This window comes from Buttiauxella agrestis, assembly GCF_900446255.1.
Classification (GTDB): Bacteria; Pseudomonadota; Gammaproteobacteria; order Enterobacterales; family Enterobacteriaceae; genus Buttiauxella; species Buttiauxella agrestis.
Genome location: NZ_UIGI01000001.1, coordinates 3,129,450 through 3,156,287, shown reverse-complemented (window position 1 = coordinate 3,156,287; position 26,838 = coordinate 3,129,450). Strand labels below are relative to the sequence as shown.

Genomic DNA, 26,838 nt, shown 5'->3' with positions numbered 1-26,838 from the left:
ACGAAATGTCCCTTAACAACGCCTGCCCAGCAGGCGTTGATGTTTGTGGAACCATATAATAAATGAATCTTTTAAAATCGCTGGCAGCCGTCAGCTCGATGACGATGTTTTCTCGCGTGCTCGGATTTGCACGTGACGCCATTGTGGCAAGGGTTTTTGGGGCAGGAATGGCGACGGATGCCTTTTTTGTCGCGTTTAAATTACCAAACTTACTGCGCCGTATTTTCGCTGAAGGCGCATTCTCGCAAGCCTTTGTCCCTATTCTGGCTGAGTACAAAAGCAAACAGGGCGAAGATGCCACTCGCGTGTTTGTCTCGTATGTTTCCGGGTTACTGACCCTGGCGTTGGCCGTCGTGACGGTTATCGGGATGATTGCTGCGCCCTGGGTGATCCTGGTGACGGCGCCCGGTTTTGCCGACACCGCCGATAAATTTGCGTTGACCTCCAGCCTGTTGCGCATCACGTTCCCGTATATCTTCCTGATTTCACTGGCGTCTTTATGTGGTGCGATTCTTAACACCTGGAACCGTTTCTCGGTGCCTGCGTTTGCGCCAACTTTCTTAAATCTCAGCATGATTGGTTTTGCACTGTTTGCCGCGCCGCATTTTAACCCGCCGATTCTGGCGCTGGCCTGGGCAGTTACCGTCGGCGGCGTCTTGCAACTGGCCTATCAGCTCCCGCATCTGAAAAAGATTGGCATGCTGGTTTTACCGCGTGTGAATCTGAAAGACGCCGGTGCGATGCGCGTCATTAAGCAGATGGGACCGGCCATTCTTGGGGTTTCCGTCAGCCAGATTTCATTGATCATCAACACCATTTTTGCTTCGTTCCTTGCGTCTGGTTCCGTTTCCTGGATGTACTACGCAGACCGCTTGATGGAGTTCCCCTCTGGCGTACTGGGTGTGGCGCTAGGGACTATCTTGTTGCCGTCACTGGCGAGAAGTTTTGCCAGCGGCAATCACGACGAATACTCGCGCCTGATGGACTGGGGGCTGCGTTTATGTTTCCTGCTGGCGCTGCCAAGTGCCGTGGCGCTGGGTATTCTGGCAAAACCGCTGACCGTTTCTCTGTTCCAGTACGGTAAATTCACTGCTTTCGATGCGGCCATGACGCAACGTGCGCTGGTGGCGTATTCCGTCGGGTTGATGGGGCTGATTGTGGTGAAAGTGCTGGCACCCGGTTTTTACTCGCGCCAGGACATCAAAACGCCGGTCAAAATTGCCATCGTGACGCTTATCATGACCCAGGTAATGAACCTGGCGTTTATCGGCCCGCTCAAGCACGCCGGGCTGTCGCTGTCGATTGGTCTCGGGGCTTGCCTGAATGCCAGCCTGCTATACTGGCAACTGCGTAAGCGCGATATTTTCCACCCACAACCGGGTTGGAGTGGCTTCTTGTGGCGTCTGTTTGCCGGTGTGATTGTCATGGCTGCGGTGTTATTTGGCGTGATGCACATTATGCCTGCTTGGGATATTGGCACGATGCCGTACCGTTTATTGCGTCTGATGGCTGTGGTTGTCGCGGGTATTGCGGCGTATTTTGCCACGCTCATGGTGTTGGGATTCCGCGTGAAAGATTTTGCGCGACGGACCCTGTAGTAAACGGACTTTGTAGCCAACGCATTGTGCATTAAACTGCGCGCTGCAAAATTTGACATATTGAACGATTAATTAGGCGGTAATAGCGATGCACGGAACAATCACAACCTGGTTTGAAGACAAAGGTTTCGGTTTTATCAAAGATGAAAATGGCGACAACCGTTATTTTCATGTGATTAAGGTCGCCAATCCAGATCTGATTAAGAAAGATGCTTCGGTGACTTTCGAGCCAACGACCAACAATAAAGGTTTGTCGGCGTATGCGGTGAAGGTCGAACCTGATAGCAAATACATCTATATCGCGGGCGAGCGCATTAAAATCACTGCGATCAAATCTTTCCTGGTCTACAGCGAAGAAGTCCCCGCTGAAACCAAGATTGATAAAGAGAATGCGGTGTTGTCTGTTGGCGCACTGATGAACAGTATTCGCCCGAAAGCAGAACCTAAGGCTGGCGAAATGCGCACGCTGAAGAAACTGGCGGTCACTACGTTCCAGGGGTCAACATTAATCTTCTCCGAAGATGAAATTGATGTTGAAGCCACCATGAAGATCCTTAAAGGTCTGAAGTAAGTCATGTTGTAGCGCTCAGCGTTGAGCGCTACAACCATGCTGCCTGCTAACTCTGTGATTTTTCAGCTTTTGGATAGCCATTAAAAAACAGATTCAGAATCACAGCACAGGTAGTTGCCAGCATGATCCCGCTGTGCAGCAACGGTTGTAACGCTGCCGGGAATTGTGAGAAAAAGTCGTGAGAAAGTGTCGGAGTCATACCCATCCCTAAGCTGATGGCGACGATATACAGGTTATAACGATTCGTTGAGTAGTTGGCGCGAGCCAGAATACGAATACCGGTTGCGAGCACCATCCCAAACATCACCAGCCCCGCACCTCCTAAGACAAATTGCGGAATTGACGCCACAAACACCGCCATTTTCGGCACCATGCCAAACAGGATCAAAATACCGCCCGCTGCCACGCACACCCAACGGCTATGAATTCGCGTGACGCTCACCAGTCCGACGTTTTGGGAAAACGAAGTATGCGGAAAGCTGTTAAACAGGCCGCCAATTACCGTCCCGACACCATCAACACGTAAACCACGGATAATATCTTTTTCGGTTAACTTCTGGCCGACGATATCACCAAGCGCCAGAAACATCCCCATCGACTCAATAAAGACAATAATCAGTACCGCGGTCAGGGTCAGGATGGCAATAGGATCAAACGTTGGGACGCCCAGCGCCATTGGCGTCACAATCGCGAACCACTTTGCATCAGCCAGCCCGGACAAATTAACTTCGCCCATCATGTAAGCCAACGCAAAACCAAACGCAATCCCCAGAAGCACCGCCACATTGGATAAAAAGCCTTTGGCATAACGGGTAATCAGCAAGATAAACAACAATACGGCTGAGGCGACGCAAATATAAACCGGGTCGCCGTAATTCGGGTTGCCTGCTCCGCCTGCCGCCCAGTCGATACCGACCTGGATGATACTCAGCCCAATTGAGGTAATAACAATTCCGGTGACCAGCGGAGGGAACAAGGGCATTAACCGGCCAACAACAGGTGCCAGCAGAGTCGTGATCAACCCGGCGGCGATAGTCGCGCCAAAAATCCCAGTCAGGCCGACACCCGGATTAATACCAATGGCCACCATGGGTGTTACTGCGGCAAATGTCACCGACATAATCACAGGCAAGCGGATCCCCATAAATTTACCGACTCCCAGACACTGAATCAGCGTGACGATGCCGCAACAAAACAGATCCGAGCTAATCAATAGAGAGATAACTTCTTTGCTTAACCCTAAACGGTCGCCAATCATCAGAGGGACGGCTACAGCCCCGGCATACATCACCAGAACATGCTGAAGGCCAAGGATCAGTAATTGCCCGGGCGGCAGTATTCGGTCGACTTCATTTGGTGTCTGAGTGGCTGATATTCCAGTAGCACTGTTTTCCATATCTATCTCCTTTGATGGCGACGGTATTGGCAATCCTGTTTTCCAAAAAATGAGCACAGGGAATGTATGCGTAACTGATGCCAGTTCCGGGTAAAGTGCTAAATCGATTGAAGAAGTGTGAAAAACATCACGTAATGGATTGTATTGAAGGTGAAGTGCGAAATTTTTCTCCTGACGAGTTTTATCAGTATGAGGTTTATCTTCTCAGTTTGATAAGTTCACTTGCACTTTTGAGTGGTGGTGCGCAGCGCGGAACTTTGCTGATTTCAACATGGAGCAACATTCTGTGCAGTCGTTCACAAATTTAGATTTAGTCTGCTGACTGTGCGCAAGTTGTCCCTGTTTTTGCATTGCTGCAAGTGAGTTGTGGCTTTCAAAAAAGGGATGTTAATGAACAAATTTATCGCTGTTGATGCGCAGGAATGCATCGGCTGTCACGTCTGTGAAATTGCTTGCGCCGTCGCGCACAACCAGCAGCGCTGGCCAGAATCTATTGCCACGTTCCATCCGCGCATTGAGGTTATTTCCCATCAGCAAAACCACGTCACGGTGACTTGTCGTCACTGTAACCATGCGCCCTGTGTCACCAGTTGCCCGGTGGGTGCTCTGACTTATCAAAATGAGCAGGTACACCTGAATGAAGCGCGCTGCATTGGTTGTAAAAACTGCGTGCTGGCTTGCCCGTTCGGGACGATAGAAATGGTGGATACCGGTCAGAATGCCATTTGGCTGGCGCAAAAGTGTGACCTGTGCGAAAGCACTGACAGTGGGCAACCCGCCTGCGTGGCGCATTGCCCTGCGGATGCACTCAAACTGATGGATGACCGTGAACTCAACGGCCTACGTCTGCGGCGACAAAAGCTGACGGCCAGTGGCGCATCGGCCCCGATTCGTCGCCCAGGTTTACTGGACAAACCCGCCCGCCACGGCGCGCAAAAACTCCCGGCGGTTCAACGCAAAAAACACTTCGACGAGATTTATCAGGGCTTGTCTTCTCTGCATGCAATATATGAAAGCCAGCGATGCATCCACTGCGCGCAAAAAGCGCGCTGCAACTGGACTTGCCCGCTGCATAACGCCATCCCGGAACTGCTGAGTTTAGTGGCGGAAGGCAAAATTATCGAAGCGGCGGAACTGAGCCACCAAAGCAGCTCGCTACCCGAGATTTGCGGGCGTGTCTGCCCGCAAGAGCGCTTGTGCGAAGGGGCTTGTACCTTAAAACCGCACAGTGGTGCGGTGGCAATCGGCAATATCGAACGTTACGTCACCGACACCGCGCTGGCACAAGGCTGGTGGCCAAAAGTGTCGCCCGATATTGAAACCCGCAAAGAGCGGGTGGCGGTAATTGGCGCTGGCCCGGCAGGATTGGGTTGTGCGGACATTCTGGCCCGTAGTGGAATACAGGTCGATGTTTATGACCGCTATCCTGAAATCGGTGGGCTGCTGACCTTCGGTATTCCGCCCTTCAAGCTCGACAAACAGTTGCTCGCTATCCGGCGCGAAATCTTCAATTCGATGGGGATTGAGTTTCATCTCAACTGCGAAATTGGGCGCGATATTGCCTTTAGCGAACTGTTGTCCAGTTATCAGGCCGTATTTTTAGGGGTGGGTACCTACGATTTAATGCGTGCCGGGCTGGAGCATGAAGATTCGCCCGGTGTGGTGCAGGCGCTGCCATTACTGACAGCCAGTGCGCGAAGAGTCATGGGGCTGGCTGATGACGCCGCCACGCCCTGGATTGATCTTGCGGGAAAACAGGTCGTGGTGCTCGGCGGCGGTGACACAGCAATGGACTGCTTGCGCACCGCGATACGCCTCGGAGCGTCAAGCGTGACCTGCGCATATCGTCGCGATGAAGTCAGCATGCCAGGTTCGAAAAAAGAAGTGGTGAATGCCAGAGAAGAGGGTGTGGAGTTCCTGTTCAACGTGCAGCCGCAGTTCATTGAGCGAAACGACAGCACGCAGGTGACAGGAATTGGGCTGATTCGTACGCAAATGGGCGAGCCGGGCAGCGATGGCAGGCGGCGTCCGCAGCCCGTCGCCGGTTCCGGGTTTGTGCTGCCTGCCGATGTACTGGTGATGGCGTTTGGTTTCCAGCCGCACGCGATGCCGTGGCTACAGGCCCACCAGGTCACATTCGACAAATACGGCCTGATTGAAACCGGCAAGGCAGGGCGCTTATCCACTCAAACGCAGCACCCAAAAGTATTCGCGGGCGGTGATGCGGTACACGGCGCGGATTTAGTGGTTACAGCCATGGTCGCCGGACGGCAGGCGGCGCGGGATATTCTGACCATGTTGGACGACACCTCCGCCATTGAGTGCTCACACCGTAAGGAGCCAGGGTGATGACAGAGTTTATTCAGGTTAACCCAGAGCGCTGCATCGGGTGTCGCACATGTGAAATCGCCTGCGGCCTGGCGCACAGCGATAGCGACGGCCAGTTTCGCCCCAGATTACAGGTCATTAAAGCGAGTGCTTCTACCCAGCCCGTGATGTGCCATCAGTGTGAAAATGCCCCATGCGTGGCGGCGTGCCCGGTGCGGGCGCTGGTGCAAAGCGAAAGGTGTGTACAGCTTGACGCATCGCTATGTATCGGCTGTAAAAACTGCGTGATGGCCTGTCCCTTTGGCGTTATCGATATTGCCCTGACGCCGGAAACAACGATACATATCGTGAAATGCGATCTTTGCCAGCATCACGAAAGCGGCCCTGAATGCGTGAGGGTTTGCCCGACCGCGGCGCTGGCAAAAAACGATAGTGACTCAGTGAAGCAGCAAGCGACGCTACGCCGCCGAAGTACAGCCTTGCAGAACGGATATATATCGTTGAAATAGCAAAACGGCCCAATTATCGGGCCGTTTTGCTTACGTTAAATCGCCCAGCCTCCCGCGTAGAAAATAACCAGTACCAGTGCTATCGAAACGGTCCCGATATTCAACCGACGCCACTCATTCGAAAAAATACGTCCCACCACCAGCGTCACAAAACCCAGCATAATGCCGGTGACGATATTACAGGTCAGCACGATAAACACCGCGCACACCAGTCCCGCCATCGCATCCACAAAGTCATCGAAATCGAGTTTCGCCACGTTACTGAGCATCAATAACCCGACATACATCAGTGCCGGGGCGGTGGCATAACCGGGGATCAGGAAAGCCAGCGGCGAGAGGAACAGCACCACTAAAAACAGGGCGCCAACCACGACTGCGGTTAATCCCGTCTTCCCACCCGCTGCCGTTCCCGCCGCGGATTCGATATAAACCGCTGCGGGAGAAGCGCCAACCAAACCCGATAAAATCGAACTCACCGAGTCAGCGGTTAACGCTTTGCCGCCGTTGATAATTTGGTTGTCTTCATCCAGCAGATTCGCCTGGCCTGCAACAGCACGTATCGTTCCGGTGGCGTCAAATACCGCGGTCATCACCAGCGCCAGTACGCTTGGCAATACCATGGGCTGTAATGCGCCCATAATATCGAGGCTGAAAATCAGTGATTTTCCGTCTTCTCCGCTCAGACTGGGTAACGCCACCAGGCCGTGATATTGCACATTGGGGTCGAAAATCAGGCCGATAATCGAAATGGCGATAATCACCAGCAAAATCCCTCCCGGAATGCGCAGTTTCTCCAGCCCCAAAATGACGGCTAAACCTAATAGCGTCATGATGACCGGGAACGTGGTGAAACCGCCGAGCGCCACCGGCAACCCTTCAATCGGATTTTTGATAACCAGTCCCACACCATTGGCGGCAATTAACAATAAAAACAGGCCGATCCCAATCCCCGTACCGTGAGCAATCCCCATCGGTAAATTACGCAATATCCAGGTTCGCACCCCGGTCACGGAAATGGCGGTAAACAGCACCCCCATCAGGAACACCGCGCCTAAAGCCACGGGAATGCTGATATGTTGCCCCAGCACCAGGCTGAAGGCAGTAAAGGCGGTAAGTGAAATGGCACAGCCAATCGCCATCGGTAAATTGGCCCACAACCCCATCAATAACGAGCCGAAACCCGCTATCAAGCAGGTGGCGACAAAGACGGCACCCGGTGGAAACCCGGCTTTCCCTAACATGCCCGGAACGACGATCACTGAATACACCATGGCTAAAAATGTGGTGATGCCAGCGAGCACTTCCTGGCGAACGCTGCTGCCGCGATTCGAAATACTGAAATAGCGGTCAAGCGCCCCTTTTGCCTGCTCTGACGCAGGCACATGCGATGAATCGGTCGACATAATTCTGTCCTTATCAACGATGAAGTGACGGGTGTCGGTGTTGGCTATGTTCTTTCGTACACCAGTTGGCCATCGACGTAAGTGCGATAAATCGAGCGGTCATCGCCCAGCGTTATCATCACGAACAGCTTGTCCATCAGTGACACCGAATTGTCATAGCGCAGTTGTTGTAGCGGCGTGGCGGTTGGCTCAAGAACCACAAAGTCAGCCTCTTTGCCGATGTCGAAATTGCCGATATAGCTATCAAGTCCTAAAGAGTGCGCACCGCCCAGCGTGGCAAGATAAAAGGCTTCATAAGCCGAAAGCCGGTAGCCCTGAAGCTGCATCACTTTGTAGGCTTCATTCAGGGTTTGCAGCATATTGAAGGTGGTGCCCGCGCCAATGTCGGTGCCAATCCCGACCTTGATTTTTTTGCTCCAGGCTTTTTGCAGATTGAATAAGCCGCTACCGAGATACAGATTGGATGTCGGGCAGAAGGCGATGGTGGAATCGGTGTGATGGAGGCAATCCCACTCGTCTTCTTCAAGATGAATGCAGTGGGCAAAGACACTATTTTTGCCGGTCAAACCGTAGTGATGGTAAACATCGAGATAGTTCTTCCGCTCCGGGAACAGCTCTTTTACCCAGGCAATTTCGTCTTTGTTTTCGCACAAATGGGTATGGACCCAGGTATCGGGATATTCCTGACGCAAACGCTGCGCCATCTCAAGTTGTTCAGGCGTTGAGGTCGGGGCGAAACGTGGCGTGATGGCATACAGCAAGCGGCGGTTTTTATGCCAGCGCTCAATCAGCGCCTTACTTTCCAGGTAGCTACTTTCTGCATCATCGAGCAGCCACTCTGGCGCATTGCGGTCCATCATCACCTTGCCGGCAATCATGCGCATATTGATACTGCTCGCCGCTTCAAACAACGCATTGGCCGACTCCGGGTGCACGGTGCCAAACACCAGTGCAGTTGTGGTGCCGTTGCGCAGCAACTGTTTAAGGAAAAATGAAGCCATTTCGCGGGCATATTCCGGGTCTTTATAGCGCCGCTCGGTAGGGAAGGTGTGCTTGTTTAGCCACTCGAGAAGCTGCTCGCCGTAGGCGCCCACCATTTCACTCTGTGGATAGTGAATATGCGTGTCGACAAAGCCCGGCACGATGAGCTTCCCGCGATAATCACGCACCCGAATCGCATCCGGCACCCGTGATTTCCCTTCTTCCCATGAGCCAAACCACACCACTTTACCTTCACTGATTAACAGCAAACCATCTTCAACAAAGCGCAGCGCCGACTCGATTTCTTCAGGATGAGAAATGGTGCGTGTCACATCCAGGAAGTTCCCGCGCACGGCCTTCAGGTTTTGTACACCAGTCATGTTTTATTCCTCAGTGAGATACAGCAATCATTCCGGTTCTTCACTCGCCACCGGGGTTGCGCTGGTCTCTTTTTGTCTTAACGGGATAAGCAAATTCAGGATGATGGCGGTCAGGCCGCCGGCGCAGATGGGGTTTTCCACCAGCACATATAACGAAGCGGGCAAAATGCGGAACACTTCGGGGTCGTATGACACGCCAAGTCCCAGTCCCAGCGAAGTGGCGACAATCAGAGTTTCGCGCCGACGCAGACCGTTAGAGATGATTATCTGTATCCCGGCAATGGCGATCATGGAAAACATCAGCGTCATCGCGCCACCCAGCACCGGTGAGGGAATGGTGGTAAAAAAGCGCCCGATTACCGGGAAAAAACCCAGTACGATCAGGATCACGGCAATGACACGCCCGATATAACGCGACGCCACACCGGTCATTTGAATCACACCGTTGTTTTGCGAAAAGGTGGTCAGCGGCAGGGAACCGAGCGCCGAGGCAATAACCGACACCAGACCGTCTGCCAGCACGCCCCCTTTCAGGCGCGACTGATATTCCTCTCCTTCAATCGGCTGATTTGAGACCATGGCGGTGGCGGTAATCGAGCCAACCGCCTCCAGCACACTGAGCAGATAAATGGTGCCCACCACCAGAAATTGAGTGATATCAAAGGTAAAGCCGAACTTGAAGGGGATTGGCAGAGTTACCAGCGGCAGATTACGCATACTGCTGAAATCCACCATCCCGAGGCACAGCGCGGTGAGATACCCGACAATCAAGCCCACCGCGATCCCGACCATTCGTAACAGCGGGCTGCGGCAACAGTTGAAGCCAATCACCACCATGAGCACCAGCAACCCGACGCCAATGTTTTGATAGTTACCAAAGGTGCCGCTGTTTTTGGCGGAGAACCCGCCGCCAAAATCAATTATGCCGACTTTGATCAGACTCAGGCCAATCATCAACACCACCACGCCGCTCACCGTCGGGGTGATAACGCGGCGCAACGCCGGCAGAATAAATGACGACCCGACAACCAGGAAAGCACCGACAAAAGAGACCGCCATCATTGAAGAAAGGATCTGATCTTCATGAAAACCGTCTTTCTTCATGGCCCCGCCAAGGGCAATCATCACGGTCACAAAGGAAAAATTCACGGATTGAATCGATAACAAACCAGAGCCAATCGGGCCGTAGCGATTGACCTGCAACCAGGTGCCAATACCTGAGGCGATCATCGCCATCGAAACCAGATAAGTGGTGGTAGTGGTTGAGAGTTGCAGCGAAGTACCCACGATCAGCGCAGGCGTGACCATCGGCACAAAGATAGCTAACAGGTGGGTGATGGCACCCACTAAAGACTGGTAAAACGGTGGTTTGTCTTCCAGCGCATATATCAGTTCAGAATCGGAATTGCTGAGATCAGACATCTGGACACTCCTGTATCTACCGGTAATAGCGGATACACGCTTGCGCATATCCACTCCACCAAAGCCCGTCATCCACGATTTTCGTCGGTCGGATAGCGCTTACGCCATCCGACACAATTACCGGCTTACAGCTTCCCTAAGGCATGGAGGATTTTCTCAGGGGTGAAATGCCACTCCCGCAGCCACACTTTGCAGGCATCATGAATCGCTGTCGCAATCGCGGGAGCCGCACCGTTAACGCCAATTTCTGAAATAGACTTGGCGCCGTAAGGCCCAACATGGTCCTCGCTGGGAACGAGAAACGCGCGGAAATCACGAGGAATATCGCCAATCATCGGCGCACCGTAGGTACGGAGGTCGCGCGTCAGTGGGATGCCGTGCGCGTCGTACTGAATCTCTTCCGTCAGGCTATGCCCGATGGCACGCATTGATGCGCCATAGATTTGCCCTAATGCCAGGTCCGGGTTGATCGGCGTGCCACAATCGAGCAAGGCATAGAACTTATTGAGTTTGATTTCGCCGGTGCGCGTATTCACGGCCACTTCCGCAAAGTTCGCCCCAAACGGGAAGGCGAAATTCGGGGTGATGTAACTGGCGGTGGCCACCAGCGTTCCGAATCCGGTTCCGGTTTCAGCCTTGTGGGCTATTTGGGCAAAGCTCACTTCCCCTTGTTTGCCGCGCACAATGCCAGGGGCGGCCAGTTGCACATCTTCCAGTGGTTCACCGATCATTTGCGCGCCGTGGAACAGAATTTTGTCGCGCAAATTTTCCGCAGCGTTCTTCGCCGCGTTACCGGAGAAACAGGTACCCGAGGACGCGTAAGCGCCTTTGTCGAACAGCGCATGATCGGTGTCGCCGGAAATAACGTGGACATCAGACAGCGGGCAGCACAGCACTTCGGCGGACAGCTTACCGACCACGGTATCAAGGCCAGTGCCAATATCGGCCCCACCGGAATGCACGATAAACGTCCCGTCCGATTCCAGTTTGATCATGCAGTTAGCCTGGTCAATATCCGGGATACCCGATTTCTGCATGATGATGGCGATGCCGCGCCCGGTGTGCCAGTCGCCTTCCACGGGTTTAGGTGCATCCCAGTCGATTAGCTGACGGCCTTTGCGCAATATCGGTTCCAGCGCGCAACTGGCCGCAGTAGGAATCGAGGTCGGCATTTTCCCTTCACCAATTGCGCCGAGGATTTTCAGCTCCTGGCCTTCGCGAACGCGGTTTATTTCCACCATATCTAACTGGTCGATACCCAGTTTTTCCGCCAGTTCAGCGATTGCCATCGTCAACGCAAAGTTGCCTTTTGGTGCGCCGTAGCCTTGATATGCGCCTGTTGGACAGATATTGCTGTAGTAAGTGGTGACCTGGAAATCCACGTTATCGCAAGGATAAAGCGGCAGCGATAACGCCGGGCCATTACAGGGCACCGTGAGCGCATGGTTGCCATACGGGCCAGTATTGGCGCGGAAATCCATTTTGATCGCCGTCAGACGACCCGCTTTGGTCGCACCGATTTTTACCGTCACTTTGGCGACGTGGCGCGAGGTGTTAGCGATAAACTCTTCTTCGCGGGTGTAGTGGAAATAGACCGGACGTCCGGTTACGCAGGTCGCCCAGGCGCAAACTTCTTCCAGCAAAATATCCTGCTTGGAGCCAAAGCCGCCGCCGACGCGCTCTTTGATGACATGAACTTTATGCTGTTTGAGGCCGACTAAACGCGCGACCTGGCGGCGCAAGTGCCACGGAACCTGAGTGGAAGCGTGGATCACCAGACGGTCGCCGACCCAGCGGGTGTAGCAGACATGGGTTTCGGTAGGGCATTGCTGCACCTGTTTTGATTCATACGTCCGTTCGATGACCACGTCGGCGGCGGCGAAACCTTTATCAACGTCGCCAATGCGGCCGTGAATACCGGCGGCGATGTTCTTTTCCGGACGCGCGCCAATCGGGAAGTTAATAATCAACTGTTCGTCACGCCCGGAGGCGTGGCGGTTCTGCGCTTCAAGGTCGGCGGGAGCGCCGTTAACGTAGACGACTTTTTCGTCGTGGACGCGCGGCGCATCTTCTGCCATCGCTTCGTCAATCGACATCACCGGTTTTAAGACCTGGTACTCGACGTCAATCAGCTTCAGTGCAGCCAGGGCAATCTCGGCGCTTTCTGCGACCACCGCCGCAACGCGATCCCCAACGTGGCGCATTTTCAGGCCAAACATTCGGCGGTCGAGTGGCGAAGGTTCAGGCGCACTTTGTCCACCAGGGGTGTAGTAAATATCCGGGCAGTTTTTATGCGTGATCACATGAACTACGCCCGGCAACGCTTCCGCTTTGCTGACATCCAGATGGGTAATCAGCGCGTGTGGGTGTGGGCTGCGGAGCATCTTCACGACACAAGCATCCGCAGGAACCCGGTCTTCGACATAACACGGTTTCGCCTGCACCATCATTGCCGCATCGGTTTTAGGATGGCGTTTACCGATCACCGCGAGGTCATGGCGGAAGGAAGGCGTGACGGTTGGCTGGAATGTGGGATCGCTCAGGCGGGCTATTGCCAGTTCGACCACCTGATAAAATTGCTGGTAGCCCGCATCACGGCTGAATAACCCGGTGAGTGCATCGTCAATATCTTCGCGTGTGGGGGACGCAATCCGCGCCAGTAAATCGGTCAGAATTAATGCGGCGGCAGGGTCGTTGTAACCCGATTGTACGATGCCCGTATCGACCATCGCCTGTTGCACCAGGCTTAACTGGTTCCATTGGCCAAGAGATTCGGCGGTTTTTATCTCGCAGCCTTCTAGTTGCCCGGCAATCAATAATGAGGCGTTGACGATGACACCGTTGCACAAAATGGCATCAGAACCGGCAAAGCCAAAGCCGTCGTCACTGTTGCGCACCGAGTGCATTCCCAGCCCGAACAGCAGTTTCTGCACATTTTCCCCGGCAACACAGTCGATTTCGCGTGGTGCTCCGTTCAGCGTAAAGTGAATCATCATTTCATTACCTCATCTTGCTGCTGGCAGTCGGTCAGCAGGTCTGCGACCAGCACCCCGGCAATATGGCGTTTAAACGCCTGGCTACCGGATAAGTCCGCGCGGGGATAAATGGCTGCGCCAATCGCTTTTTCCAGTGCTTCTCCTTCTAAAGCCAACGACTCAACGTCGCGCAGGCGCAGCGGTTTTTCAGCCACGCCATCCAGCGCGATACGAATCTCTTCGTGTTCGGTGATGGCGACGGCAGCGGTGACAACCGACAATCCGGCGGCAGAACGGCTGAATTTACGCGTGGCACAACGGCGGAAAGGATCGTGAATAATCACTTCGACCAGCAGGCGGTCGCCTGGCGATTGCAAATACTCCTCCAGTGATAAGGTTTCGCCATCGGCAAACAGCAATACGGTTTCCAGCACCAGTAAGATAGGGATGAGCACTGATTCAGCCTGACGGGCGGCAATTTCGCCGCCCAGCGTGGCCTGGTTACGCACATGGCGTGAATAGACAAAGCCGAGTGCATCGAACAGCGCTTGCGGGATAAAAATGGTATCGCGCAGGCGTTGCAAAGTGATCAGCGAACCTATGCGTAGCGTGCCGTTGTCCCAGTCCACTTCGTCGAGTGGCAAACCCTGCAAAGAAATCGCCACGCTGCATTCGGTGCGCGTCGGCGTAGCATTGAGTTTGCTGCCGCCCGCCATCCACACCGCGTTGCTTTTGTAGTGCTGCTTCAGTTCCATCGCTTGCTCAATGGTCGTGACACGGAAAAATTGCTTAATCATCTTTTCCTCTCTTCGGCCGGATGTGATATCCGGCGCGAGTGATTATTTTTTAGAGTCCATACGTCGCCACATTTTTGCCGCCACCTTTCTGGCTTCGGCATAAATTGGCTCGCAATCGAAGGCAAATTCACGGTCTTCATAAACCATCACGCCATCAATCATCACGCTATGAACGCTGGAGGAGCCAAGGCCGAATGCCAGATGGCCGCCGATATTTTCGGCCTGCAAAGGGGTTGGCGATAAGTAGTCACAGATGGTGAGGTCGGCTTTATAGCCTGCCGCCAGGCTGCCAAATTTCGCATTAAAGTTGCGAGCTAACAGCGGGTTACCGTTCCACAAATAGCGAGTGAAACTGTCTGGCCACAGAGGGCCGCCTGCGTCACGGTGCTTGAAGAAGGCGAACTTCAGCTCTTCGAACATATCGGAACCGATACCGTCAGTACCCAGTGCCAGATTGTGGTATTCGGCAAGCTGATGGTTGTAGCCAACGTGGTTATTCATGTTGGAGCGGGCGTTGTGAACGAGGAAGCCGTCTTTCTCATTGAGCAGACGAATATCTTCTTTAGACAGATACAGACCGTGGGCAACCAGGGTTTTGCTGTTCAGCAAGTCGAACTCTGCAAGGCGCACCAGCAGATCTTTGCCATATTTGTCATGGCTATGAGAAACATCGTAGCGGTCTTCAGCGGCGTGAATATGCAGGCCACGACCCGTTAATTTAATCGCACCTGAAAGCATCGCCAGCCCGGCATCCGGCACGGTAAACGGAGCGTGAGCACCAATATGCGCTTCGACCAGATAGCGCTCTTTTCCGGCGTTGCGGGCATTATCAATCAGCCGCGCAAAATTAACGTTTTCCTCAATACCCGCTTCTATTTCTTCCATGCCGCCGTTGCGATCGGTGGTTTCGAAACAGGTCATGCCGCGCAGTCCGGCTTTAAGGAAAGCGTTGCGTAAGGTACTGAGTGAACCGGCGATGTAGTGAGGTGAGGCGTGGTGGTCAATCACCGACGTACAGCCGCTTTTGATCGCTTCAAGCGCGCAAATCAGCCCGCTGTAATAGAGCGATTCTTCGTCGAGTGCGCGGTCGAGCCGCCACCACAGATTTTTGAGCGTTGAGATAAAATCGGGGCTGGGCGGGATTTGCGCCATGATGCCGCGCGATAACCCGGAGTAAAAATGGTTATGCGCGCAGACAATCCCTGGCATCACAATGCGCCCGTGCATCTCTTTCAACGTGGCCTGCGGATAATCTCCCGCAAGCCCGTGCCCGACGTTGACGATTTCGCTTCCTTCAATCGCAATATCAACGTTGTGTTGCACTTGTGCCGGAGAAAATTGTACGGCGGTGACATTCTTCAGAATCAACATAATCAGGCCTCCACTTTTCCTAACAGGTAACGATGATGTTTATGCACGTGGCTGATGATTTTGCAGATATCACCAAGCTCGTGCGGCGGTTGCTGGAATTGGCTGTCATCGTTGAGGGTTAAATTCCACACCTGTTGGTGCAGACGGATGCGGACGTCGTTGCCGTCAGCGTAAAAGCCTGGATTGCTGCTGTTGGCGAAGTCTTCTGGCAGGCTGAAGACCGTTAATTTGTCGGTATACGGTTTGCCCTGCCATGGACAGAACTGGGCGCAGTTGCCGCATTCATTACAGAAAGCATCAAGGTGCAGCGTCTGGAAGCGGTTCTGGAAGCCGGGAACGGCAATAGAAACGTTGGCGCGGTTCGGGCAGACATCGACGCATTTGCTACAGATGTAATTACACTCCAGGCAGCGTTCTGCTTCCTGTTTCACAAAGTTATTGCGATCGTTTTTATTGACCAGGTTGACGGCAATATTGCCTTTGCGTTGATAAACATGCTGCGGGTCGACGTTGTTCCAGTGTTTGTCACCGTGGCTTGTTTGAATGTTCTCGCGCCACAAAATGGCATCTGTCGCCCGTCGCGCGGTGCCGATAGCCGCCACAATCGAAGACGGACCGCTTTGCACATCGCCAATCAGGAACAGGCCTGGTTTGGTGGTTTCGCCGCTGGCGCAGGCGACCGCAGGCCAGCCTTGCTCATCCATGGGAACGCCAATCGCTGCTAACGCTTCGCAATCTTGCTGTTCGCCAATGGCGGTAATTAAGGCGGTGAAGGTCAGCGTTTCGGTGTGCTCAGAAGCCACAGGGCGGCGGCGGCCTGAACTGTCCGGCTCACCTAATTCCATCTTGCGTACCGTTAAGGTGCCGTCTGCGGCAAAGTGCTCTGGGTTGGTCAGGAACATAAATTTCACGCCATCCTCCAGCGCTTCTTCATACTCCTCGCGCCAGGCAGGCATTTCGCTGGCGGTGCGGCGATACAGCACGGTCACGTCGGTCACGCCCGGCACACGCAATGCGGCGCGCGCGCAGTCCATCGCCGTGTTGCCCGCGCCCACAACGGCAACGTGTTTACCAAGATTCAGCTTCTCGCCGCGATTGTAGTCACGCAGGAAGGGCAGCGATTTGTAGACGTTGCGGTTATCACCCGCCAGTTTCACACCGCTGTTTTTATCCGTGCCGATACCGACCAGCACATAGTGGAAACCGTCCTTTTGCAGCTGTTCAAAGGTCAGATCCGGCGAGCAGTTATATTCAAACTTCACGCCATGAGCGGCGATAAAATCGATGTCATGCTGGATAAGTTCAGCCGGAATACGGAACTGAGGGATGACGTTTTTCACCACGCCGCCCGCATTGGCTTCGCGTTCAAACAAAGTGACCTGGTGTCCGGCACGAGCCAGGAAGTAACCGGCGGAAAGCCCGGCAGGGCCTGCACCAATCACTGCTACCGGATGACGGTTGCCCGACCCCGCGGGCTTATGCCAGCGCTGTGTATAGCCTTCCCAGCCTTTTTCCAGCGCCACTTTTTTGAGTTCGCGAATGTTCAGGGCGCTGTCGTAATCCAGGCGCGTACAGTTGCTCTGGCACTGGTGATCGCAAATATGACCGGTGATGGCAGGGAGCGCGTTGCGTTGGTAAATCACCTCGAGCGCATCGGTATAACGCCCTTCGCCCATCAGGCGGATGTACTCAGGAATATCTTGCTTCACCGCGCAGGCCGTGACGCAGGGGGCGACGTAGCAATCGGTGAGCGGCAGCGGGCCGCCAGCATCAATTTGATCTTCCGACTTCCAGTGTTTCTGGGTGTATTCCATGCTGATGGCGCGTTTTGCCAGCGCTTCCAGGCGGTCAACGTCAACACGATCCAGCGCGGCGGCACTGGATTTTTCCAGCTCGCGCATGCAGTCGAGCATACGCAGATAGCCGCCAGGTTTGAGCAAATCCGTGGCCATGGTGATGGGGCGAATCCCGGTTTCAAAAATATCGCGAATCGTGAATTTGCTGGCACCACCGGAGTAGGAGATAGGCAGCAGGCCATCAAAGGCGCGGGACAGTACCGCCGCAACGTTGATCGACAGTGGGAACAGCGCGCGCCCCGACATATACATCTCTTCGCCTGGCAACGCGCCCTTGTTATTGATGGTGCCGAGGGTGTTGGTTAACTTAACGCCAAATCCGAGCTGTTTTTCTTTCGCCAGCGCCATTAACCGCTGCAACATTTCCAGGGCTTGCTGGAGTTTCAGGTCATGGCCGAACGACTCTTCTTTGAGGCCAATGTAGTCGAAGCCGCAGGTATCCAGAATTTCTCTGACGCGCGGATAACCAAGCAGTGTCGGGTTGAGTTTGACGAAGGTATTCAGATGCTTTTCTTCAAGCATGTAACGGCAAATGGCTTCGATTTCATCCGGTGGGCAGCCGTGCATGGTTGATAACGTCACGCCAGTTACCAGCGTGGCGGGGATGGATTCAGCCAGTCGCGCCAGCTCGGATTTGCGTTCTGCCAGCAAGGCAAAGCGGTTAATAAAGGCATCGTTTTGCAGCCATTGTTGCAACGTTTTGCGGTAGCGGGCGAAATCTGGATGCGCCGAAGAGTCCATCATGGAATGGATAAATTGCTGCATCGGCGGCTGGCGAATACCGTCGAGGTTGTATCCGACACTCATATTGAAGATAAATGACTTTTGCGCCAGGCCAGATTGCGGGGTAAAAACCTTTTCCAGCAAATGGAGAATAAACCAGGCTTTGAGATATTCGTCGTAGGCTTTCGGTAGCGTAAATTCGGTGGACCACTCGGTATTAAAGGCTTCGTCTTGCGCATCAATACACGGTTTTTCAAGTTCCAGACGGTCAAGGATCTGCACGGTTTTCAGTTCGATAAAACGACCACCCGTTAACCAGGATACGACAATATTCTGGGCTAATTGGGTATGAGGGCCAGCAGCAGGGCCAATCGGCGTTTCACAGGTTTCACCAAAAACATTAAATGTGGCAGAGGTGTTAGCCCGATAAAACTGTTGAGCCGGAATTCCAAAAATAGAATTGCTCTGTTGATACTCATCGAAAATCCGCGTCAAAAGTTCTTCAAACGGAACCGGACGCATAATATCTCCCATGACACTCTCCTTGCGACAAATTAAAGGGGGTAGCGTGTGTGGCCTGACCACAGAAATAATTAATTGGTTTGTGCAAATATCGAGCCAGAGAAATCAATTGACGTTATGGTGAATAATAAATGCGAGCCGCTTCTAATATTCATACTGCTTTGTGAAACACTTCACACTTGCCTTGTTGAGAATGCTTATTGTTAATAAATAACTGTTTCAAATGGAATTTATCTCAACATTCTGAATTCTCATAAATAGAGAGGAAATATCATTTTGATAATAAGTTACCGATATTCGACAGGGTTTCTTGAACGCAATCGATTAAACAAAAGAAGTCTGTGAAATGACGTTATTTTGCCACTGCTGGCGTGTAGATTATGCTGTGGTGTCGGTGCTTTTCTGAAACCACATGAGAATGTGAACAGATAAATAATCCGGACTAAGCAGCAGAATTATTAAAAGTGAGAGCGTTACGGTCAGAAATAACATTATTTGTTGATGGTGGGAAAATCATGTCTCATGCCAATATCCCTGCGCCCCTGAATTCACTTTGCAAAGATAATAATTTATTTAATCAGAAAACAGCCGTGATCAGCCTGGTGGGCGCCGGGGGAAAAACCAGCACCTTATTCTGGCTGGCCCACGAATTTATTCGCATGGGTAAACGCGTAATTGCCACCACCACCACGCAGATGTTTTTGCCGGAAGAAAATATTCCCGTTCTGTTGTGTCGCTCCCCGCACAAACTGCCTGCCGCAGCTTTTCCCGCGCCCGCCGTTGCCTGCTTTGCGGGCTGGGATCCAGAAAACGGAAAAGTCCGTGGGTTTTCGCCACCAGAAATTGATGCGCTGGCAAAACGCCATCTTGCCGATGTGTTGTTGGTTGAAGCTGACGGCGCTCACGGTTTTCCCTTTAAAGCCCCAGCCTTGCACGAACCTTGCATAGCTCAGGGCAGTGATTTCGTTATTGCCGTGATGGGCGGGCAGGCAATGAACCAGCCGCAAGGGCCGCACAATGTTCATCGCTGGCCCTTGTTTAGCGCTATTACGGGGCTGCGTCAGGATGACTGCCTGGATATTGCGGCCCTGAGGCGGTTTATTAACCATCCGCACGGCATGTTTAAACAGGCTCCACCGCAAGCCAAACGTATCTGGTTGATTAATCGATGTTCTCATATTGAGAATTTCAACGGCGGTCTGCCAGAGCTTCTCGCCCGTTGCGGGCTTGATGCCATCTGGCTGGGTGCGGTCAGAGAGTTTCCACCGATTACACACGTGTTGCTGCGCGATGAAGGCGTAGTGACGGATAAAAATCTGTAGAGGCAATCATGAAAATTTTCGCAGAAGCAGCAAAACTGGAGCAACAAAACAGCCCCTTTGCGCTAGCTCAGATTGTTGATAGTCGGGGCTCGACACCACGCCATTGTGCGCAAATGCTGGTGCGCAACGATGGCAGTGTGCTAGGGACGATTGGCGGTGGCATGATGGAACGTCGGGTGATTGAAGAGGCGTTATTGGCACTGGCCGAGCGCAAACCGCGTTTATTTCATGGCCGTATGGCGCGAAAAGGCGAAGATGCGGTCGGCTCCGACTGTGGTGGGGCGATGACTGTTTATATTGATGTGCATGGTCATAACCCGCGTCTGGTTCTGGTAGGGGCAGGGCATGTAAACCAGGCGATTGCCAAAGCGGCAGCGGCACTGGATTTTAATATTCAGGTGGCCGATGTGTACGCCGATAACCTGAATCCTGACTATTTTCCTCCTGCGACCCGCCTGCTACAGGCGGCAAGTTTTACCGAAGCCATTGAAGCCTTGCAAATCGACGCCGAGGATTACGTCGTAATTGCCACCAATAGCCAGGACAAAGAGGCGCTCGATTGCCTGATTCATCGCCCGGTGAAATATCTGGGGCTGCTGGCCAGCCGCCGCAAGACTCAAACCTTCCTTCAGCAATTGCGTGGTGTCCGCGTTCCCGAAGCGAAACTTGCCCGTTTACATGCGCCAATTGGTTTTAATATCGGTGCGGAAACACCGCAAGAAATTGCCATCAGTATTCTGGCGGAAATTGTCCAGCACCGTCATCAGGCACCCGGTGGCCCAATGAAAGCGCAGGAAATGGCGGGGCGTCTGGTGGTGATCCGCGGTGCGGGGGATATCGCAACCGGCGTGGCATTGCGTCTGTGGCATTCGGGTTTCCGCGTGGTAATGCTGGAAATGGCAAAGCCGACGGTGATCCGCTGTTCGGTGGCTTTCGCTCAGGCCATGTTTGACGGGGAAGTGACGGTTGAAGGGGTTAAAGCGCGCTTTGTTGCGGATGTGGATGATGTCCCGGCGGTGCTACAAGCAGGGGTTATTCCGGTATTAGCCGATGAACATGCAAGTTTGCTGTCGGTGCTGCAACCGGATGGGGTGGTGGATGCCATTCTGGCAAAAGTTAATAAAGGCACCCATCGTGCAATGGCTCCCGTCACTATTGCCCTCGGCCCTGGATTTGAGGCCGGAAAAGATTGTGACGCGGTGATTGAAACCAATCGCGGGCATTACCTGGGGCGGGTAATTTACCAGGGGAAAGCGCAGGCCAACACCGGCATACCGGGCAATATCAAGGGCGAAACTACCCGTCGGGTGATGCGTGCCACGGTGGCCGGGAAAATACACTGTTGTGTGAAGCTCGGTGATGTGGTGAAAGAGGGGGACACGGTGGCCTGGATTGATGAGACGCCAGTGATTGCGCCGCTAAGTGGCATGGTGCGCGGGTTGCTCAACGAGGGTTTGAGTGTCACCGTCGGTTTTAAAATTGGTGATATTGACCCGCGTGGTCTGGCAGCCGATTTTACCACGGTGTCGGATAAAGCCCGCGCGATTGGCGGAGCGGTGCTGGAAGCGATGATGGCGTTACCGAAAAAACCGCAGCAGGTGCCGCAAGTGTCAATCCGGGAAGTGGAGCTGGTGGATTAGGTTTTTTGTCGGATGACGCTTCGCTTATTCGACCTACAAAACCCATTTGGCGGTTTGGTTTTGTAGGGGGGATAAGCCGAAGGCGTCATCCGCCATTGATTACTGGCAAATCACCGTACCTGTTTTTCCTTCGATACCTTCTTTGGCTTTTTCCAGCACGGTAATCAGCGTTTTACGACCGGGGCGGCTGGCGGCAAATGCCACCGCGGCTTCCACTTTCGGTAACATTGATCCTTTAGCAAAATGTCCCTCGGCAATAAAGCGCTCCGCATCGCTCAGACTAAGGTTATCCAGCCACTGCTCGCCAGGCTTGCCATAGTGAATGGCGACTTTTTCCACGGCGGTGAGAATAATCAGCATATCTGCGTTGATCATCTCAGCCAGTTTGGCGCTCGCCCAGTCTTTATCGATAACCGCATTCGCGCCACGCAGGTGGTTTCCTTCGCGCGTTACCGGAATGCCGCCGCCACCCACGGTGATCACCAGTTGCCCGGCGCAGAGCATCGCTTTCACGGTCTCTTTCTCGATAATATCAACCGGTTTCGGCGAAGCGACGACGCGCCGCCAGCCGCGCCCGGCGTCTTCCATCATCTGATGTCCGTTGGCCATCAGCACTTTGGCCTCTTCGTGGGTGAAGAACGAACCTATTGGTTTGGTCGGGGAGAGGAACGCCGGATCGTTTTTGTCGACTTCCACCTGGGTGATAATCGTCGCTACAGGGGTTGCCAGCCCGCGCAGATGAAGCTCTTCGCGCAGGGCGTTTTGCAGGTCATACCCGATATAACCCTGGCTTAATGCCACGCAGACGGACATCGGCAGCATGGGGGTATGGGCTTCGGTTTTGGCGGCGGCCTCAAATGCGCGATTGATCATGCCAACCTGCGGGCCGTTACCGTGAGTCAGAACCACTTTGTGTCCCTGTTCAATCAAATCAACAATGGCGCGAGCAGTGATTCTCACGGCAACCATTTGCTCGGCCAGGCCATCGCCTAAAGCGTTCCCGCCCAGGGCCAGTACAATTGTCTTTTTCATCATCCTTACCTTATTTGCAGATCTGTGACTCATGGTTGATTTAAATATCGGAATAATTAAACGGTTGGCGTTTCAGGAAACGTCCATCTCCTGCTACTCCGGTAAATTCTCCGTGACTGAAAACCTTTTTACCGCGCGACAAGGTGTGGCGTATTTGCCCCTGACAAACCATGCCTTCATACGGGCTGTAATCGGCATTGTCGTGCAGTTCACAGTGGCGGATTGTGGTGCTGGTTTTGGGGTCGATAATCACCACATCGGCGTCGAAACCCTGGGCAATACAGCCTTTTTGTGGCCACAGCCCGAACAACTGCGCGGGCCTGGCGCTGGTCAGTGAAACAAAGCGCTCTGGTGAAATGCGCCCGCTCATGACGCCGGCAGAAAACAGCAGCAACAGACGGTTTTCTACGCCCGGCAATCCGTTAGGACACTGGCTGAAATCGCCACCGGAGAGCGCGAGCCGTTGCTGGTAAGGGAAGGTGCAGTGGTCGGTTGCGACGACATCTATCGATCCGTCGCTTATCCCGCACCACAGCGCGTCTTGTTCGCGAATATCGCGCAGCGGCGGGCTGAGAATAAATTTCAGTGCGTCTTCACGCGAATACAAACGTTCATCCAGCATTAAATATTGCGGGCAGGTTTCCACCCACACTGGCTGATTGCGGACTTTTGCCAGCCGTAGGTAGTCAAGCCCGAGTCCATTGGACAGATGGACGATATACAGCGGCGCATTCCCCGAAAGCCGCGCCAGGTTAATCATTCGGGCGATAGCTTCGGCCTCACATTCAGGCGGACGACTGCGGGCGTGATACAGCGGGGCGGTAAGGCCTGCGGCGAGAAAATCAGCGCGCCGTTGGGCAATCACCGCATCATTTTCCGGGTGCACGGTGGTCAGCGCCCCGACTTCGTTAAGCCGCTGCAAAGCGCGTAACACATCGCTGTCGTTCAGTTTGTAGAGATAGGTCAGATAGAGTTTAAAGCTGCTGATACCCGCATCGACCATCGAGGGAAGCTCATCGATAATGGCGTCATTAATATGCTGGATTACGCCATGAAAGCTGTAGTCGATTACCGCTTTGCCACGCGCATAACCGTGATAAGCCTCAAGCTGGTGGTGCAGATTGCAACCTGCGGGGCCAAATCCCATATGGTCAATAATGGTTGTTGTACCACCACACGCAGCGGCGCGGGTGCCGGTAAAAAAATCATCACAGCTACGGGCCATTCCGACATCAATATTAAAATGCGTGTGAACATCGATTCCGCCCGGCATCACGTAGCAGCCCGTAGCATCAATGACTTCGACGTCGTCAGAAACAGAAATATCCGCAGCAATACGTTCGAACAGACCGTCGGCGATCAGCACGTCATGTTGTGCCTGACCGGTGGCATTCACCACGCAGCCGTTTTTAATCAGCACTTTCCTGGGATGGATTTGGGTAAGGTTCATGATGGAAACTCCGTCAACATCCGTCGACAACAGGCTCCGCTGGTCACCCAACGGAGCATCGCCAGAAAGATTATTTCTTCAGTTCAGACAAGTAGGCCAACGGAATCGAGGCATACAGGGCGGCACAGGTGACCAGATGGTCTTTCCAGGTTTTTTCGTTCGGCGCGTGGGCTTCAGGTTCTTTACCTGGGCCAAAGCCAATCACTGGAATACCGTGGCGGCCCATGATGGAAACGCCGTTGGTTGAGAACGTCCACTTATCCACCACCGGATCTTTGTGGAACAAGCCCTGGTAAGCTTTGCTGAGGGTTTTCACCGTGATGTGGTCTTCTTCCACTTTCCAGGTCGGGAAGTAACACTCCGTTGGATACACCAGGCCCGTCCACGATGGACGGTCATATTCGTACATCGATACGGTGGCGTTGACGGCTTTGACCGATTCCAGCGCGCGTATCTCTTCGAGCGCACCTTCCCAGGATTCGCCCCAGGTTAAGCGTCGGTCAATGGAGACGGCGCAACTGTCTGCTACTGCGCAGCGGCTGGGTGAAGTGAAGAAAATTTCAGAAACGGTAAGTGTGCCTTTGCCGAGGAATTCGTCATTGCCCAGGCGGGTTGCCAGTTGCTGTAACTCGTTGAGGATGGGGCCCATTTTGAAGATGGCATTGTCGCCGCGCTCTGGCGCGGAACCGTGGCAACTCACTCCCTGAACGTCGATGCGGATTTCCATGCGTCCACGTTGGCCGCGATAAATCTGGCAGTCTGTCGGTTCAGTGCTGACCACAAACTCCGGACGAATCCCTGATTGTTCAATGATGTACTGCCAGCACAGCCCGTCGCAGTCCTCTTCCTGAACGGTGCCAGTTACCAACAGGGTGTACTGATCTTCCAGCCCTAAATCTTTGATAATTTTACCGGCGTAAACCATTGAAGCCATTCCGCCTTCCTGGTCCGACGCGCCACGGCCACCAATCAGCTCTTCGGTTTCCATGCCCTGATACGGGTCGAATGACCAGTTTTTCATGTTACCGACGCCAACGGTATCAATGTGGGCATCCATCGCAATCAGGTGTGGGCCGTGGCCGATATAGCCGAGAATATTGCCCATCGGGTCGATGACGATTTTATCGAAGCCGACTTTTTCCATTTCTTCTTTAATGCGATGCACGACGCGTTTTTCGTCGCAGCTCTCGCTTGGAATGGCAATCATGTCGCGCAGGAAGCGCGTCATGTCGGCTTTGTAGTGTTCTGCTTTTTCTAAAACCAGTTTAAATGGAACCTGTTTAGTCATTTCTTTAACTCCCTTAATGAAACTCATCAGTGAACCGCCAGGCTCACGCAGTTGTAGGGTAAGCGCCTTCCCAGACCACTTCGCGGTAGTGCTTAACGTCGGTATCGCCTTCGGTGCTGATAACCAGTACGACGGAGTCGCGGTTAAGCCCCAGTTTCGCCATCAGCGTTTCGCGTTGCGGGTGGTAATGAACGGCGGCCAGCACACCGAGACCGACGGCTCCCGATTCACCAGAAATAATGCGCGGGTCTTTGCCGGTTGGGTTGCCCAGCACGCGCATTCCGAGAGCGGCAACCGAGTCCTGGCAGGAGATGAATTGCGTGGCGCAGTTTCGCAGCACCGTCCAGCCGAGCGGATTAGGTTCACCACAGGCAAGACCTGCCATGATGGTGGGCATATCACCGCTAACGTTGACGATGTCGCCTTTCACGCCGGAGCGGTAAATACAGTCGGCCAGTTCTGGCTCAACGATTACGGAGTGCAGGCGTTGCGCCCCGTACACATCGGCCATATATCCGAGCACGCCGCCAGCCATCGCCCCGACACCCGCTTGTAAAAAGACGTGAGTCGGGCGTTCGATGCCAAGCTGTTTCATCTGTTCGACGGCTTCGTCGGCAAGCGTCGAATAGCCTTGCATAATCCAGGTCGGGATTTTGGTGTAACCTTCCCAGGCGGTGTCCTGCACCACTTCCCAGCCCCGTTCTTTGGCGGTCTGCATGGTCATACGCACGGTGTCGTCGTAATTCATGTCGGTGACGATGCATTCCGCACCGAGATTGAGAATGTGGTCCACGCGTTCTTGCGCCGACCCTTTCGGCATATAGACCACCGCATGCTGCCCCAGTTGCCGGGCAGCCCAGGCCACGCCGCGCCCGTGGTTTCCGTCAGTGGTGGTGGCGAAGGTCATTTTTTCTTTGATGGTGTTTTTGATTTTCTCAAACGAGAAATCATTGATATCCATCTGGTATTTTTCGCACAGCAACTGTGCGATGGCGTAGGTGCCACCCAGCATTTTGAAGGCGTTCAGACCAAAGCGCTGGGACTCATCTTTAACCAGAATCTTGCCGACACCGAACAGGCTGGCAAGCTCGTTAAGTTCACACAACGGCGTCGGTTGGTAACCGGCAATCTTCTGGTGAAATGCTCGGGCTTTGCGGGTTTGTTCGCTGGTGAACAACGGGGATATTTCACCATTGAATAAACGGTTTTGTTCGATAGCTAACTTCAATGAGAAAACAGACATAACCCAACCTCAATTAGCAAAAGACGTTTTG

17 protein-coding genes and 1 pseudogene are annotated in these 26,838 nt (G+C 53.6%); 6 read left to right on the top strand and 12 right to left on the bottom strand.

Annotation, left to right across the window (positions count from 1 at the left end; genetic code table 11):
- Nucleotides 1-62 precede the first annotated feature (62 nt).
- Together murJ and DY231_RS15010 are read left to right on the top strand one after the other, a co-directional pair.
- Nucleotides 63-1,598, top strand: a complete 1,536-nt coding sequence (gene murJ, locus DY231_RS15015; protein ID WP_115629595.1) for a murein biosynthesis integral membrane protein MurJ — start codon at nt 63-65, stop codon at nt 1,596-1,598.
- 82 nt (nt 1,599-1,680) lie between these two features.
- Entirely contained in the window at nt 1,681-2,169 is a 489-nt protein-coding gene (locus DY231_RS15010) for a cold shock domain-containing protein (RefSeq protein ID WP_115629593.1), read from the top strand.
- A gap of 73 nt (nt 2,170-2,242) precedes the next feature.
- On the opposite strand, the pseudogene DY231_RS15005 reads toward DY231_RS15010, so the two are convergent.
- A pseudogene (locus DY231_RS15005) lies at nt 2,243-3,565 on the bottom strand (nucleobase:cation symporter-2 family protein); the annotation flags it as partial.
- A gap of 390 nt (nt 3,566-3,955) precedes the next feature.
- On the opposite strand from DY231_RS15005, the gene DY231_RS15000 reads away from it, so the two are divergent.
- Both DY231_RS15000 and DY231_RS14995 read left to right on the top strand, forming a co-directional pair.
- On the top strand, nt 3,956-5,914 hold the full coding sequence (locus DY231_RS15000) for a glutamate synthase small subunit GltD family protein (RefSeq protein ID WP_115629587.1): 1,959 nt from the start codon (nt 3,956-3,958) through the stop codon (nt 5,912-5,914).
- Nucleotides 5,914-6,402 carry a 4Fe-4S dicluster domain-containing protein gene (locus DY231_RS14995; protein WP_115629584.1) on the top strand — a complete coding sequence of 163 codons (489 nt, stop codon included), beginning with the start codon at nt 5,914-5,916 and terminating at the stop codon, nt 6,400-6,402. Before DY231_RS15000 ends, DY231_RS14995 begins: the two co-directional genes overlap by 1 nt.
- Nucleotides 6,403-6,437: 35 nt before the next feature.
- Here DY231_RS14995 and DY231_RS14990 read toward each other — a convergent pair whose 3' ends face one another.
- The 7 genes from DY231_RS14990 to ygfK form a co-directional block, all read right to left on the bottom strand.
- Complete coding sequence (locus tag DY231_RS14990; protein WP_115629581.1) at nt 6,438-7,805, bottom strand: NCS2 family permease; 1,368 nt, start codon at nt 7,803-7,805, stop codon at nt 6,438-6,440.
- 44 nt (nt 7,806-7,849) lie between these two features.
- The gene (gene guaD, locus DY231_RS14985; RefSeq protein ID WP_115629578.1) at nt 7,850-9,166 is read right to left on the bottom strand and encodes a guanine deaminase; all 1,317 of its coding nucleotides are present in this window, start codon (nt 9,164-9,166) and stop codon (nt 7,850-7,852) included.
- Nucleotides 9,167-9,193: 27 nt separating this feature from the next.
- Entirely contained in the window at nt 9,194-10,588 is a 1,395-nt protein-coding gene (locus DY231_RS14980; RefSeq protein ID WP_115629576.1) for a nucleobase:cation symporter-2 family protein, read from the bottom strand.
- Between the two features lie 125 nt (nt 10,589-10,713).
- The gene (locus tag DY231_RS14975) at nt 10,714-13,584 is read right to left on the bottom strand and encodes a molybdopterin-dependent oxidoreductase Mo/Fe-S-binding subunit (protein ID WP_115629573.1); all 2,871 of its coding nucleotides are present in this window, start codon (nt 13,582-13,584) and stop codon (nt 10,714-10,716) included.
- Nucleotides 13,581-14,360, bottom strand: a complete 780-nt coding sequence (gene ygfM, locus DY231_RS14970) for a molybdopterin-dependent oxidoreductase FAD-binding subunit (RefSeq protein WP_115629570.1) — start codon at nt 14,358-14,360, stop codon at nt 13,581-13,583. Before ygfM ends, DY231_RS14975 begins: the two co-directional genes overlap by 4 nt.
- Nucleotides 14,361-14,402: 42 nt before the next feature.
- Entirely contained in the window at nt 14,403-15,731 is a 1,329-nt protein-coding gene (gene ssnA, locus DY231_RS14965; protein WP_115629567.1) for a putative aminohydrolase SsnA, read from the bottom strand.
- 2 nt (nt 15,732-15,733) lie between these two features.
- A complete protein-coding gene (gene ygfK, locus DY231_RS14960) occupies nt 15,734-18,844 on the bottom strand; it encodes a putative selenate reductase subunit YgfK (protein WP_115629564.1) in 3,111 nt (1,036 codons plus the stop codon).
- A 503-nt stretch (nt 18,845-19,347) separates the two neighbouring features.
- Here ygfK and yqeC point away from each other — a divergent pair.
- Both yqeC and yqeB read left to right on the top strand, forming a co-directional pair.
- Complete coding sequence (gene yqeC / locus DY231_RS14955) at nt 19,348-20,154, top strand: selenium cofactor biosynthesis protein YqeC (protein WP_115629561.1); 807 nt, start codon at nt 19,348-19,350, stop codon at nt 20,152-20,154.
- A gap of 8 nt (nt 20,155-20,162) precedes the next feature.
- The gene (gene yqeB / locus DY231_RS14950; protein ID WP_115629558.1) at nt 20,163-21,794 is read left to right on the top strand and encodes a selenium-dependent molybdenum cofactor biosynthesis protein YqeB; all 1,632 of its coding nucleotides are present in this window, start codon (nt 20,163-20,165) and stop codon (nt 21,792-21,794) included.
- A gap of 99 nt (nt 21,795-21,893) precedes the next feature.
- Here the strand turns inward: yqeB and arcC are convergent, their stop codons facing one another.
- The 4 genes from arcC to dpaL form a co-directional block, all read right to left on the bottom strand.
- Entirely contained in the window at nt 21,894-22,826 is a 933-nt protein-coding gene (arcC, locus tag DY231_RS14945) for a carbamate kinase (protein ID WP_115629555.1), read from the bottom strand.
- 40 nt (nt 22,827-22,866) lie between these two features.
- Complete coding sequence (gene hydA, locus DY231_RS14940) at nt 22,867-24,276, bottom strand: dihydropyrimidinase (protein ID WP_115629553.1); 1,410 nt, start codon at nt 24,274-24,276, stop codon at nt 22,867-22,869.
- A 70-nt stretch (nt 24,277-24,346) separates the two neighbouring features.
- Nucleotides 24,347-25,564, bottom strand: coding sequence for a YgeY family selenium metabolism-linked hydrolase (locus DY231_RS14935; RefSeq protein WP_115631857.1), 1,218 nt, complete (start codon nt 25,562-25,564; stop codon nt 24,347-24,349).
- 43 nt (nt 25,565-25,607) lie between these two features.
- Nucleotides 25,608-26,807, bottom strand: a complete 1,200-nt coding sequence (gene dpaL / locus DY231_RS14930) for a diaminopropionate ammonia-lyase (RefSeq protein WP_115629550.1) — start codon at nt 26,805-26,807, stop codon at nt 25,608-25,610.
- Nucleotides 26,808-26,838: the final 31 nt, after the last annotated feature.

Coding starts and splice junctions, on each gene's coding strand:
- murJ (WP_115629595.1), top strand. CDS start 63: ATGAATCTTTTAAAATCGCTGGCAGCCGTCAGCTCGATGACGATGTTT.
- DY231_RS15000 (WP_115629587.1), top strand. CDS start 3,956: ATGAACAAATTTATCGCTGTTGATGCGCAGGAATGCATCGGCTGTCAC.
- DY231_RS14995 (WP_115629584.1), top strand. CDS start 5,914: ATGACAGAGTTTATTCAGGTTAACCCAGAGCGCTGCATCGGGTGTCGC.
- DY231_RS14990 (WP_115629581.1), bottom strand. CDS start 7,805: ATGTCGACCGATTCATCGCATGTGCCTGCGTCAGAGCAGGCAAAAGGG.
- guaD (WP_115629578.1), bottom strand. CDS start 9,166: ATGACTGGTGTACAAAACCTGAAGGCCGTGCGCGGGAACTTCCTGGAT.
- DY231_RS14980 (WP_115629576.1), bottom strand. CDS start 10,588: ATGTCTGATCTCAGCAATTCCGATTCTGAACTGATATATGCGCTGGAA.
- DY231_RS14975 (WP_115629573.1), bottom strand. CDS start 13,584: ATGATGATTCACTTTACGCTGAACGGAGCACCACGCGAAATCGACTGT.
- ygfM (WP_115629570.1), bottom strand. CDS start 14,360: ATGATTAAGCAATTTTTCCGTGTCACGACCATTGAGCAAGCGATGGAA.
- ssnA (WP_115629567.1), bottom strand. CDS start 15,731: ATGTTGATTCTGAAGAATGTCACCGCCGTACAATTTTCTCCGGCACAA.
- ygfK (WP_115629564.1), bottom strand. CDS start 18,844: ATGGGAGATATTATGCGTCCGGTTCCGTTTGAAGAACTTTTGACGCGG.
- yqeC (WP_115629561.1), top strand. CDS start 19,348: ATGTCTCATGCCAATATCCCTGCGCCCCTGAATTCACTTTGCAAAGAT.
- yqeB (WP_115629558.1), top strand. CDS start 20,163: ATGAAAATTTTCGCAGAAGCAGCAAAACTGGAGCAACAAAACAGCCCC.
- arcC (WP_115629555.1), bottom strand. CDS start 22,826: ATGAAAAAGACAATTGTACTGGCCCTGGGCGGGAACGCTTTAGGCGAT.
- hydA (WP_115629553.1), bottom strand. CDS start 24,276: ATGAACCTTACCCAAATCCATCCCAGGAAAGTGCTGATTAAAAACGGC.
- DY231_RS14935 (WP_115631857.1), bottom strand. CDS start 25,564: ATGACTAAACAGGTTCCATTTAAACTGGTTTTAGAAAAAGCAGAACAC.
- dpaL (WP_115629550.1), bottom strand. CDS start 26,807: ATGTCTGTTTTCTCATTGAAGTTAGCTATCGAACAAAACCGTTTATTC.